This is a genomic window from Actinoallomurus purpureus (assembly GCF_024055795.1).
Classification (GTDB): Bacteria; Actinomycetota; Actinomycetes; order Streptosporangiales; family Streptosporangiaceae; genus Actinoallomurus; species Actinoallomurus purpureus.
Map to the genome: position 1 here is coordinate 178,167 of NZ_JAMXMY010000018.1, position 13,136 is coordinate 191,302.

Sequence of the window (13,136 nt, forward strand, 5' to 3'; positions counted from 1 at the left end):
CGCTCACAGGTGCATCTCCTCGTATACCGCGTCCGCGAATTCCCGAGCCCTGGGGTGGTTCTCGTACATCGCCTCCAGGAGTTCCCGGATCCGGGGATGGCGGGACGACGAAGTCCGCGGGTCGGTCGCCATTCGCAGGGTTTCCATTTCGAGCAGCCGCTCTATGTCCTGGATCTTATCCACGAGGACTCGATTGTCCCACTCCTCGCCGGCCACCTGGTTCTTGATCTTGTTCTTGAGGTCATCGAGGACGTCATCCATCCTCGCCGCGCTGCCCGCGCTGGAAGGCATCCGGGATATACCACCGACGAGCTTCTCCAGCTCCTGATGCCATTCGTCCTGCCGAGTCTCCCTCGTGGCATTCAGCCGGTCGATCTCCTGTTTCACCTTGTTGACGTCTTCCAGATCGGTGGCCGGGTCGTTCGCCATTGCCCAGACCTGCCAGGCGTTACGTGCCGACGAAGACACGTCGACCGTGTCCCGGATCACCTCGGTCAGGTCATCGATGTCCTGGGCACGTGCGCGGTGCAGGTCGTTCAGTTCGGCGAGCCTTCTCCGGTAATCCGCAGGGTCGATGGACGCCTTGTTCCGGTGGAGGGCCTGGGTCTTCAGCACGATGCTCTTCATCGCGTCGAACTTCTGGCCCAGTTCGACCTGGACCTCCTCGGCCGTGCCGGCCTTGCCGCCTGGCAGTTCCACCCTGATCTTATTGAAGTCGCTGATCTCGTTACGGGCGCCCTGCATCGCCTCGTCAGCCTCGATGTACGTCTGCCGGTTCAACCTGCCGAGCATGTTGTCCTGGACCCACTCCCGGCTCACCCGTACGGCGGCGTCCTCCGACCGGCGGGCTTTGATGACGACCTTCGACAACTCTCCGTCCCTGTCCCCCGCGATGAACGCTGCGGCCTGCTCCCGTATCGCGGGATCACGAATGTCGCCGATCGCGCTGACCACCTCACCGTCGTCGGTGACCATGCCGCGTTCCCGCAAGTGGGCGTAGATCCGTGCGACTCTCTGGTCGTTATTCTCCAAAACTCCATCGACCATCTGAGGCTGCAGCGTGTGACGATCCAAGAAATTTGCGGGATGTGCCAGTGCCTCTGGGGTGGCGTTCGGCGCGATTGAGCGCTGCCGGGTGTGCGGGTCGAAGGACACGATATCGGGAATCCACAAGCCTTGATTGCTGAGCAAGATCTGATCTGACGCGAGTCCGGTCTTGGTGGACAATTCGGTCAGAGCGCGCAGCCTTTCCGTCTCGTCGGTAAATCCTTTGAAGGTGGCGTTGAATCCGTCCAGATGATTCGCGCCCCACTGTGCTGCCCGCACGGAGTTGAACCCATCCACGACATATTCGGTCGTCAAAGCCCGCCGCTCTTCGTGATCGTTGACCCGGATGATGTTTCGCTGGTGAATGTCGGCGCGCCGCTTGGCCGCATTTGCGTTTTTCGCGATGACGATACCGGCGGCCGACCCCGGCTCGAGGTCATCGTCGGTCCCGTTCTCGATCAGGCTGGCCAGACGAATCGCGTTCTTCACACGCCCGGCGGCGTGCTGCGTCGTCCTGCCGAGGGCCGCGGCACCCGCGACCGCCATCAGGGGCAGCGAGACCAGTGTGGCCGCCGGTGCCATCGCGGTCACCGCGGCGGCGGAGGCGGCGAGCCCGGCGTACGCGGCCGCGCGCTGCGCGGGCGAACCCGACTTGGCCATGCGGATCAGGTCGTTCCTCTTGCGGAGAACGGCTGCCCGCCCCGTGTTGTACTTGTCCTTCGTCCAGTCCGTGACCGGCTGCGCCACCCGTTTCCCGGCACTCTTGAGCTTACGGCCCACCGCGCGGGTGGCCTTGTTGTTGAGCATCCGGCGCTGCAGTGACCGCTCGTCCAGCGCGCTCAGCCGTTTGTTCCCGACGCCGATCTGGCCGAGTCCCTGGGAGATGCGTTCGGCCGCGCCTCGGTGCAGATCCTTGTCGCCGGTGGCCCTCAGCGCCGCGGCGCCGGCGAAGCCCAGTGCCCCGGTCATCTTGGAGATGTCCCCCAGCCCGAACAACCTGGCGCCCTTCTTGAACAGGAAGAGCGCGGCCAAGGGGACAGCGCCTTCCAGCACCTGCTCGAAGAAGTTCGGCGTCGGGGTGGCGACGGAGGCTTGAACGACCGAGTAGGACACGTCGATGAGCTCGGTCAGGCACATCATCGCCAAGGTGAAGACGGCTTTCGCCCCCGCCATGGCACCGGTGACCTTGAGCCCTTTCTTCCCCTGCTCCGCCCCCGCGGCAAAAAGGATCAAGGTCAGCGGCAGGATCATGCAAAGAGCCGCCAGGGCCACGCTCGCCAGCGTCAGGCCGATCGCCATCGGGCCGAGGACGAACAGGAAGACGAGGGCGATGACGATCGACAGCAGCCCCTGGGTGATGCGTTCGGCCTGGTTGGCGCCGAGCCATCCGCTGACGAAGTCCCAGTCGGCCCGGCATTTCCGGGATGTCTCATCGTTCGATGACGCGACGCAGTCACCGAAGGCCTTGTTCAGCTCGTCCTTGCCGTTGAAATAAAAGACGTTCAAGGTGAAGATGCCGGGCGTTCCGGCCGCCATTTGGCCCGTCGGGCCCACGCCTCCCCACCAGGAGGTCAAGCCCTTGACCGGACCCTCGCTGTAGAGGACATTGCAGCCCTTGGCCTTGCCGCTGATCCCGCTCGCGGCGTCCCACTGCGGGATGGTGTGGTCGCTCGAACGCCCGTTACCGTCGGCCTTGCAGGCACCCCAGGCCACCATGATCACCTGCTCGTTGTCCTGAGGCGCGATCATGTACCCGCGGACCATGTCCTGTCTGGTGGTGCCCGGCTTGTTCCCCGTTGACAGGTCGTAGGCGTCCAACTTCTCGTGCATGGGGACGTCGGATCCGGCCTCGAGCTCACGGCAGGCCGCGTGGGCGGGGCTGGGGTACTGCTCCGTTCCGTCGCCGAACTGGGCGGCCACCCAGGAGCGGACTAGCGTGACCTCCCAGATCTTGCTGATCTGCTGCATGCCACCGATGCTGCTTTTCATCTCGGTGTTGGTGTTGTCGGTGGCGTATTTCTGATAGAGCGCCTTGTCGAGCTTGACGCAGGTCACATTCCCGGCGGTCGTCGGATCGCGGTCGTAGAATGCCGACGCGCCATTCGCTCCCAGGTCCTCCAAGCTGGGCAGTGCGGCCGACATCTCACCGAACCAGCCCTGCACCGTCGCGGCCATCCACGGCACGGTGTACTTCGCCGTCGGATCGTTCATGTGCGCGGTGGACTGGTCGCCCATGAAGAAGATCAGGCCGGTGGCGGTCAGGAACACCATCAGCAGACGGATGGCGGACGCCGGGCCGTTCTTCCCGCCGGACCAGCGTTTGATCACTGCTGTCAGGACGAACAGCCAGACCGGTATGAGGAACCACGCCGCCCAGATCGAGAAGTCGTGTACGGCCGTGTTGATCCCGGGCGCCGCCCAGCAGACCATGTCGAAGGTGTAGCCGAAACCCATGAGAGTGCCGATGAGCCGCCAGACCAGTCCGGCGCCCATGAACAGCAGACTGGCGATCATTGAGACGAACAGCCGGACCTTCATGATCCAGGCGTTGTCGACGGTGAAGAGACCGAAGGACGTCCACCGGTTCAGCGGCAGGAAGTCCCTCCTCTCCTTGTACTGCTGGCAGGTGCCGGACGAACTTATGCCCGCCCCGGCATCGACCGGCGCCGCGAGCACCTGACCGTTCACGTCCGAGGCGACGGAGGACACCGTGGTCGAACCGGCCGATGATCCCGTGGCCGTACTCACGGAGGCCGTTGGCGAGCCGGACGACGCCGCGGCGGTCGCGGACGTCCGCGCGTGTCCCCCCAATCCGAGGCCGTTTCCGGACAGCAGCGCCAGACCGCAGAACACCGTGACGACGAAGAACCACGCCAGCACCTGGAACCGACGATGCGGCCCGGAACGCGCCTTCTCGATGCCGCCCCGCGGCTGCCCGGAACGCGCCTTCGCGGCGGCACCCGCCCGGCGCGGCGGCGGCCCAGTGCGAGGCCGTCCGGCGCGCGAGCTCATCCGACGTGCCATGAATCGGATCCCTCCTCGGTCGCGGCGGCCACTGCCGCCTCGTGCTCCGCGCGCTCCGCGGCCTCCCGCGCCAGGCGCCGCTCCTCACGCTTACGGCGGTCCATCGGGTTCGTGCTGTACGCCGCCGCGGCGTCCGGTGGCGTCGGGCCGAGCACGACCTGTGCGTGCTGACCCGCCAGGTCGCGGAAGATGCCGCGGGCCCAGCGGGCGGGCCGGTCGCCCTCCGCCGGCAGTGGGCCGAACTCGCGGATCTCCGCCAGCCGCTGAGGGGTGGGGCGGAGTCCGCACAGCCGTACGGCCGCCTCCGCCTCCTTCCTCTCATTCAGCTTCAGCACCATCACGCGGCTGAGGTAGGACTCCAGGTCCTTGGTCACCACGTCGGCGATCCGCTGAGTGAGGAAGACCGGCAGGATGTTGAGGGACCGGCCCTCACGGGAGATCCGCTGCAGCGACGCGAGCCCCTCCGACTGTGACAGGAACGTCCACGCCTCATCGACGATCAGGACGCCGGCCCGGTTGGCGATGAGGATCTCCAGTGACGCTCGGATCACCAGGCGTACGGCGGCCAGCGCGATCCGTTCGGAGACCGAGTACTCGCTCGCGGTCTTGCCCTCGGGCAGGCCGAGGTCACGGTCGAAGTCGACCAGTGTCAGCCGCTGGGTCGTCATGTCGAGTCGCGGCAGCGGTTTGAGCGCGATGCCGAGGGAGAACATGCTGGAGGCCTCCATCTGCTGCTCGATGAGGCTCCGCAACCGGTCGGCGTCCTCCCCGGGGATGTACTCCAGCGCCTCCCACACGCACCGCGCCCCGTTGAGCGCCCCGCGCTTGAGCCCCGAACCGAGCGCCAGCCGTTCCTGCAGCGACAGGCCGTCCCGGAAGTCGTCCAGCGCGGACAGAATGTGCACGTTGGCGATCTCCGCCGCGATGGTCGGCGGTGCGTACCGGAACGGGTCGAAGGCGCCTGGAGTGTCCTCCAGCGCCGACATGGACACACGCCCGCTCGGCACGCCGAGGCTCTGCGCGTAGTCGACCATGCCGTACAGCGAGTCGCCGCCCTTCGGGTTGACGAAGATGACCGGAAGGCCGTTCAACGCGGACTGGACGGCGATGGACTGGGCGAAGAACGTCTTTCCGCTACCGGGATCACCGAAGATCCCGAACACCGGCGGCAGGTTCTTCAGCGGGGCGCCGAGCGGGTCGATGAAGAACGGCGTCCCGTCCGGGTCGATGACGCCGCCGAAGACCCCGGAGTCATCCCCAAGCTGGGAGAACGACTGCAGACCGGCGTGCGAGACCATCGGCACGTTGACGTCCTGCAGGAACGGATTGACCCGTACGGAGGAGCACGGCAGCGTCTCCTCCAGCGCCTGGATCTGCCGGTGCTCCAGGGCCTTCATCTGGATCCCGTAGCTCTGGCCGAGGAAGTCCAGATAGGTCTCGGTCTCGTCGGTGACCTCACGCGCCATGACAAAGCTGCAGTTCGCCAGCATCGGCTGGTTGGAGCCCGCCAGGTAGTCCTCGATCTCCTTGGCCTGCTGGAAGGTCTCGGAGAGCTCCACCTTTTCGAGGTCCTGGGTCTTCTGCTCCTCCTCCATGTTGGCGATGATCCGGCGCTGCGCCCGGCGGGCCCGCGCTCGCGTCAGGTTCGCGGGTTCGAGCTCGGCGCGGATCGAGATGACGTGGGGGGCGTCGCCGGGATGACTGATCGTGTCCATCGCCCACTGGGCGTACGGCGACGGCATCACCGGCTGGTCGAAGCGCATGATGGCGGCCATCTCCAGCTCACCGACGCCGTTCACGGCCAGACGGGTGGGCAACTCCTCGATCACCACGTCCGGGCCGTGGCCGAGGTTGTACCAGGATTCCAGCTGGTCCAGCTCCAGCCGGGTCGGCACCTCCGCGTCACCGCGATCGAAGATCGCGGTGACGAGCTCGATGTCCTTCTGGTACGAGTCCAGCTTCGGCACGTCCTCGTTGATGGTCTCCTTGACGAGCTCCGTCATGTTCTTCAGCATCGATCCGCGGCTTGCGGTCTTGGTCGCCTTGTCCAGCAGCGACGAGCGGAGCTGCACGCCGACGAAGAGGACGCGCTTGGGCGCCAGGAAACCGAAGGCGCCGGCCTGGTAGTCGCGCAGCTCGTCGGTGTTCTCCTTCGGCGGGAGCACGAGGTCGTCCCAGCTGATCGAGACCAGGTGAACGTTCCGGTTGCTGGACAGGGTCGCCAGGCCGCCGATGGGCTGCCGCGAGGTCCCGCCCAGATCACCGAGGAGCTGGGCGAGCGGTGATGCCATCGCCAACTGCTGTTCCGGGTCCTCCCACTTCATCGGCGACAACCGCACGGTCCGGTACATCCAGACCTCGCCGTTGTAGCCGATGTAGGTGCCGTCAGTGGTCCGCCACGCGTACGGGGTCGTCCACATCGTGGCGGTATCGGCATCGGACCGGCCGGCCCGGCTGGTCCCGGTGAGTCGTTTGAACGTAGCTCTAAGGCTGGCCATGCGGGGTCATCTCCCGGATTGTGTGGAGCTCTCTGGCAGACAGTCCGGCAACTACCACTGGCGGCAGCCGCCGGAATCCGCACAGTCGGACTCATAGGGCCGACGTTCGATCGCCTGGCCGATGATCAGAGCAGCACTGAGGACACTGTGATGGCTACCGCACCGACCCTCGTCGTGGCGGGGGACACGGGCATCGGGCGGAAGCTGCGGGAGACCCGGAAGTTCCCTGCGGTGTACGACGTCGCCTCGGCGAAGGAACTTCGCCACCTCTCCAGGAGAGGAGAGGTCCCCGCCCCGGCGGCGTTCATGTTCGCACCCGGCTTCATCGAGGACATCGCGAGTGCGGGCGTGGGCGTCCTGGCCAACAGCCTCGCGAGCAACGGGTTCACCGTGCTCGTCCACAGCTATTTCGCGGAACGCGGTGAGTCCTTCAACTCCGAGGTGCAGGTCACCGATCGCGAGCTGAGGATGTCGCAACTGCTGGCGGCACTCGGCGTGGTGGACGCCGAGCCGGAATCGGAGCCGGCACCGCGTCCTCGGCGGGAACCGACGCACCAGCCCGAGCCCGCGGGGGCCGCGCGACAGGCCACTCCGCCGGCGCCGCGGACGCCGGGTCCCACGCCATCTCCCCAGCCGTCCACCCAGTCCCAGGTGTGGCCTCCGCAGCCGCAGCCGCAGCCGCAGCCGCAGCCGCAGCCGCAGCCGCAGGCGGAGTGGACCTCACCGGTGGCGGCGCCGCCTCATTGGGGTCCGTCCCCCCAGGCGGCTCCAGCCGCGCAGGGGGTGCAGCCGGCTCCGTCCGGGGCACCCCGGCCCGTCTCACCGCAGGCCGTCGGGGCTGCACCGCCCCGGGCCGTCCCGCCGCAGGCGGCCCCCGGGGGCCCACCTCAGGCCGTCCCGCCACACGCGGCCCCGGGGCACCCACCTCAGGCCGTCTGGCCGCAGGCGGCCCCAGGGGGCCCGCCCCAGGCCGTCCCGCCACACGCGGCCCCGGGGCACGCGGCCCCGGGGCACCCACCTCAGGCCGTCTGGCCGCAGGCGGCCCCAGGGCACCCACCTCAGGTCGTCCAGGCCCAACCGGCGCCGACCGGCCCACCCCAGGGCGTTTCCGCTCCGACCTCGAACGGCTGGATCCGCCCGCAGACAGCGACCGGGGACCCGTCGGCGGCGACCGCGCCCACTGTCGCCAAGCGTGGCCGCGTCGTCGCGGTCGCCTCCGCGAAGGGCGGTGTGGGCAAGACCAGCGTGACCGTCAACCTGGCGATCCACGCGGCGAGGATCCTCCAGTCCGCGGGCCGGGCCGAGTCAGTGGTGCTGGTGGACACCAATTTCCAGCAGGCGGACGTCGCACGTTATCTGAACGTCAAGTCACCGACGATCATCGACCTTCTCCGATCACCCGGCGGCATATCGGCCGAAACCATACGAAACCATCTCGCCCATGTCCCGGAGGCCGGCCTCTATGCCCTGCTCGGCCCTCCCGAGGCCATCAACGCCGATCCTTCGTTGGTGAACTCATTGCCGTATCACCGGATCCTCGCGGTGCTGCGCAAGGCGTTCGACTTCGTGTTCATCGACACGCCGGTCGCCGAGCTCTACCACACGACCTTTTCCGACCTGATCCTTCCAGAGGCCGACGCGATCCTCGTTCCGGTCGAGCCCAGCCGGGTGACGCTGGAGGCCGCCCACTCCTGGCTCAAGGCGGTCACCATGCCGCGGCACTCCCGCGGAGGCGGAGTCGCCCCGGAGAAGTTGTCGCTGCTCCTCAACCGGGCCCGGGTCGACGTGGACTGCAGCCCGGAGGACGTCATGGATCTGTTGCCGGGCTGGCGATTTGTCGGAATGATCCCGGAAGATCACGAATGGATGCGAGCAGCGAACAATTATCAACCGATCGCGCTGCGCGCGGACCCGGAACTGGACGCCACCTTCCGCAGCATCCTGCAGGTCCTCACCGAGGACCCGGTCTTCGGTGAGGCGCCGATCGGATCGTCGGCGAACACTGTGGCGGGCCTGTTCAAGAGGATCCTCGGCCTGAGCTTCAAATGATCAGTTAGCGCTGGACGGCGCACTCCACCTGGAAGGACCCCGCCAACCATGGCCGCTTCACAAGACGACGCCCGCGGAATCGACTTCTGGGCCAGCCTGGGCATCGATGGGGACGACTCCGACCCGCGGGACGCAAAGGGATCGCGAGGCAAGTCCAAGACGCGCAAGGAGGCCGCTTCTGCTCAGCGGGTCGCATCGGCGGGCGATGCGGCGGCCGAGGCGGCGCCCGCGCAGGGCGCGATCGCCGAACGGTCCTCTTCGGTGAGGCAGAAGAGGCCCAGGCGGAAGGCTCCCACCAAGCAGATCGTGATCGATCCGGAGGCCACGGTACGGGAGGGCCAGGAGGAATGGGCCGCGATGTTCGAGGCCTGGAACCCGTCGGGTCAGGATGCCTCTTCCGAGCGGGCCACCGTCAAGGCCGTGCCGCCCGCCGCAACGGCCGGGACGGCACGCCAGGAAGCCCCGGTAGCCCCGGTAGCCCCGAACCCACCAGCGCCCATGGGACCGCCTGCGCGGGGGACCTCGAAAAAGCCCGCGCCAGAGCAAGCGCCTGAAACCCGCGCAACGCCGATCACGCCGCAGCGTGGTTCGCACCAAGTGGAACCGGCGCCAGAGCACCGGCGAGCCGACGCGGCGCCGAAGAAATCGGCGTCGAATCTGGTTGCAGCGCCGGAACCGAAGGCACCGTCCGCATCGACGCAGGACCCACAGCCGGCAGCCCGGCCGAGTTCCGCCCCGCAGATGCACCGCAGCCCCCAAAGCCATGAGGAGACGCCCACACCGGTCAGGTACGAGTCACAGACGTCGGCGCTGGCGCCACAGACGTTTCCGCGAACCGAATCGCGCCGTCCGACGCAGCAGGCCGAGTACCCACCCGGCGTGCCGCAGTACTCCATGGTGACGCATGCTCACGAGCCGGCGCCCCAGATGGGAGCCCTGCTGGGCGCCCTGCTGAACGGCTGGCGGGACCTCGCCGAACTGTGGCGCGACGAGCGCGTCCACGAGGTGCACATCCGTGGCACCAAGGTGATGATCGTTGGCACGCTCGGTGTCTACTCGATGCCCGATCTCGGCAACCTGGGCGATGCCCACGAAGCCGTCCAGGCGATGGCACAGGCGGGGGCCCGGGTCAGCCGCGTCGGTGACTCGATCGTGGCGTCCCGGCGGCATCAAGTGGGCCCCGACCCGGCCTCGCTCGTCACGGCCGGCGTCCTCAGCGAAGAGCAGGTCTCCTGCGTCCGGACTGCGCTCGAGCAGATGCAGGCGGTGACCCTGACAGGTCCGGCCGCACCGGTCGTGATGCGCTCGCTCGCCTCACTGGTACCGACGGGCAGCCGCGTCTTCGAAGGGCCGTACGGGGTGCTGCCGGTCGGGTGCGTCACCACGGCGAGCCCGCTGGACGCCGATTACGTGATCGGGGTTCGCCCGGGTGCGCTGGTCGAGAACATGGCCGTGGCGGGCCAGATCGGCGCCCTGATCGCCAACCCCGAGACGCGGTTCACACCGAAGGTGGAACTGCGCGTGTCCGGACGGTCCGCTGCGCTGGGAAAGGTGACGGCCCCCTGATCGTCTGCAGCGCCGATGCCGGGCCTCACGGCACCCGCTCGAAGACTTCGAGATGCCGGGCAGGTGCCACCGCCTCGACCAGCGGGGCCGTGAGGCCGCTCAATGGAGTCCGGTGCGCCGTCGCAGGCAGCTGAGGGTGTGTGACGACCCGCTGCGGACCGGCAGGCCCATGCAGTTCGAATCCACGCAGCGAATCCGCCCAGAGGGTGCCCTCTGACGTCTTCGCCACGGGGACCGGCCGGTCACCGGGGGCCACGGCGAGGGTGCCCAGCGTCCAACCGGTCCGTAGGGTGGCGTCCGAGAAGGCGACGACCTGGTCGATATCACGCCGCAGCCGTCGCAGGCCGGCGCCGCTGAAGGACACCGGCAGAGCGCCTAACCTGACGGCACCGCGGCAGTCCAGCCGATCGGCGATCTCGACCACCCGGTCCAGCACGCTGCGATGCAGGAGACCCGTCTGCTCTCCGTCCACGACGAGCACCACCATGCTCAGCAGCCGCTGCGACCCGATGATCGATTCCCCCGTTCGGCCGGAAGGCTCTCGGCGAAGATCCGCTCAGGCCGCGCACATATTGATCACACGGTCGGAGTTCAGGATGAAGTTTGCGGCCTCATCCGGAGTGATGTCCAGCGCGTCGACGGCCAGCCGGACCGGGCCTACCTTCTCGGGGTCGCAGTGGTGACAACGGGTCCGGTTGTCCCCGAACACCTTCATCGACGGGTTCTCACCGCCGTTCCGGTGCCTGCGCGGGCGGGGGCAGCGCCACAGGCTCCGCTCGTCGGGCGAGGAGCCGAGCCGCTGGAGGAGCTCCCGGATGTCGACCGCGTTGGCTTCGGCGAGCCGCCTGTTCCGTGCCGAGACAGGGACCGGAGGCACCACCTCGGCCCCCTTCCGTGCCGCCCGGAACTCCTGCCGATACCGTGCCGCCTCCCGGCGGACCGTCTCCAGGTCGACCCCTTGATTCGGGTCCTCCTTCGAGACGGGGACCGGTTCGGTGCCGGTGGACAGGTAGGGGAACCGGTCGTCCGCCCGCCGTCGCAACGCCGAGACGAGCACGAACATCGCCAACGCGTCCCTGGCCGAGTCCGGTGGCACCATCCGGAGGCGTGCGGCGTACCGGATCACCGACGCGGCTTCGGGGCTGACCAGCCCGTGCTCGCCAGGGCCGAGCTGCACGGTGAGGACTCCCTCCGCCGTCGGACCGCCGACCTGGGCCCATACGAGGAACTCCGAAGGCTTGCCGGCATCGACGAAGGCCTCTCCGCGGTCCAGCCGGGAGAACTCCAGGACGGTCCCGTCGGCGTAGACGTCGATCCGCCGCCCGGCGAATCCGCACAGCGCGGCGTACGGAACGAGGCCGCTGATGCCTTCGGGCGCGAGGAAGATGACCCGGGCTCGGAAGTCGGCCGGCGTCAGCCCACTGGCTCGCAGCCCGTCGATGACGGACGAGATGGTGTCACCATCGCCCGGAACGAGGTCCACCGTCTTGGCGACGTCGGGGACCGGCGGCGAACCGGTGGTGCGGATGGCGAGCACATAGTCGGTCAGCTTGTTCATGGATCTCCTTTGCGGTCACCCCCGATGGCACACGCCTGACTGTCCCGGACGGCAAGCGACCCGCATGTCTCCATTCAATACTTGCCGAGCGGGCGTTTTCCCAGACGGTCCGAACAGGAAGCTGAGCACCGGCTTGAGCGGCCGGTGCCGCGCCTGGCCATGTCCGGCCGGGCGTTCGACATTACCGCCGACCGGCCCACCGGTCGGCGGCAGGATACGGAAGCGGGGCACGGTGGCTCCTACCACGCATGTTAAGGAAGAGCTCTACGTCCGACGCCTCTTCAACAACGACGTCCCGGTGTTCGTGGACGCCACGCGGTATGTCAAGCAGGACCTCCCCTACCCGCTCAGCGCGAAGAAGTCCCTGAAGGCGACCTGCGGCGTCCGGACCGATCACGAGGTGGTCGCGTTCAGTCTGCGGAGCTACACCAGCAGGCAAGCGGAGCGGGAGGTCGAGAACGTCGAGGCCGAGGTCGGTGGGAAGGTGGTGTCCCAGAACCTCCTCCACCTCCGGATGCCCCGAAAGACGTTGCACGGTCTGAACGAGACCGCATCCGAGCTATCGGCCGTCCTGGGCGACGAGGTGATCGCCGAGCTCGGTGAGACGATGTACGTCCTCAAGCTCACCCGCGCCGACGGTGAGGGGGAACTGAAGCTCGTCGGCAGGTTGGACCGGACCGAGACCGGATATGTCAGGTCCGAGATCGACGAGGCCGACGTCGAGTTCGAGTTGCCGATCAGTGGCGTCCGCCTCCGTATCTTCTTGCGCTCCCCGATCCGGGATCGCATCCTCGCCTACAGCTTCGGCGGCTACCTCACCCGCAAGCCGGGTGAGGTCGAGACCGTGACCCGCGCGACGGCGCTGACCCTGAACAGCGTCCTCGGCCTCTCGACCTTCCGGCTGCTGTCCGGGCTGGTCAACATCGACGTCCCGGCTCTGTCGCCGGAGGCCGGACGGCAGCGGAAGCCCTCCGAGCGGATCACCTTCGACGTTCCGGTGATGCTCTTCACCGAGGACAACGTGCCGGCGGCCCGTGGACACATCACTGCGGAGATCGATCTGGGGAGCATCGATCCGGTCACGGGCGGGCTGCAGATCACGGTGAGTGAAGACGACCGGCTCGAATGGAACCCGGCGGTGGCCGGCCTCGTGGGGTTCCAGGCCTACGAGCAGGTGTTCGCAGAGACGGTCGCCTCCGTGGTCCACGCGGCTCTCGGCGCCGACAAGGTCCGCGATATCGCCTACGACATCATGCTGTCGGAGCTCAAGCCCGAGGCCGTGGCCGATATCCGGACGGCCACCAGCGGCTTTCCCGGACTGGCCGCCAACCCCGTGCAGGCCGAGGTCCGGTCGGCGCAGCCGGCGCCCGGCGTTCCGGCGGCCTGACCGCGGC

General features: G+C 67.8%; 7 protein-coding genes. 3 read left to right on the top strand and 4 right to left on the bottom strand.

What is annotated here, in order from left to right; all coding sequences use genetic code 11:
- Positions 1-3: 3 nt before the first annotated feature.
- Both NE236_RS29755 and NE236_RS29760 read right to left on the bottom strand, forming a co-directional pair.
- Positions 4-4,071, bottom strand: a complete 4,068-nt coding sequence (locus tag NE236_RS29755; RefSeq protein ID WP_252845496.1) for a hypothetical protein — start codon at positions 4,069-4,071, stop codon at positions 4-6.
- Positions 4,056-6,569 (bottom strand): ATP-binding protein, encoded by a 2,514-nt coding sequence (locus NE236_RS29760; RefSeq protein WP_252845497.1) that lies wholly within the window; start codon positions 6,567-6,569, stop codon positions 4,056-4,058. Before NE236_RS29760 ends, NE236_RS29755 begins: the two co-directional genes overlap by 16 nt.
- A gap of 150 nt (positions 6,570-6,719) precedes the next feature.
- Here NE236_RS29760 and NE236_RS43905 point away from each other — a divergent pair, with 150 nt between their 5' ends.
- Together NE236_RS43905 and NE236_RS29775 are read left to right on the top strand one after the other, a co-directional pair.
- The gene (locus NE236_RS43905; RefSeq protein WP_289851023.1) at positions 6,720-8,618 is read left to right on the top strand and encodes a CpaE/TadZ family protein; all 1,899 of its coding nucleotides are present in this window, start codon (positions 6,720-6,722) and stop codon (positions 8,616-8,618) included.
- 306 nt (positions 8,619-8,924) lie between these two features.
- Positions 8,925-10,184 (top strand): hypothetical protein, encoded by a 1,260-nt coding sequence (locus tag NE236_RS29775; RefSeq protein WP_252845498.1) that lies wholly within the window; start codon positions 8,925-8,927, stop codon positions 10,182-10,184.
- Positions 10,185-10,209: 25 nt separating this feature from the next.
- Here NE236_RS29775 and NE236_RS29780 read toward each other — a convergent pair whose 3' ends face one another.
- The gene (locus NE236_RS29780) at positions 10,210-10,671 is read right to left on the bottom strand and encodes a hypothetical protein (protein ID WP_252845499.1); all 462 of its coding nucleotides are present in this window, start codon (positions 10,669-10,671) and stop codon (positions 10,210-10,212) included.
- A 69-nt stretch (positions 10,672-10,740) separates the two neighbouring features.
- Complete coding sequence (locus NE236_RS29785) at positions 10,741-11,742, bottom strand: hypothetical protein (protein WP_252845500.1); 1,002 nt, start codon at positions 11,740-11,742, stop codon at positions 10,741-10,743.
- 232 nt (positions 11,743-11,974) lie between these two features.
- On the opposite strand from NE236_RS29785, the gene NE236_RS29790 reads away from it, so the two are divergent.
- On the top strand, positions 11,975-13,129 hold the full coding sequence (locus tag NE236_RS29790; RefSeq protein WP_252845501.1) for a hypothetical protein: 1,155 nt from the start codon (positions 11,975-11,977) through the stop codon (positions 13,127-13,129).
- The last annotated feature ends 7 nt before the right edge of the window (positions 13,130-13,136 follow it).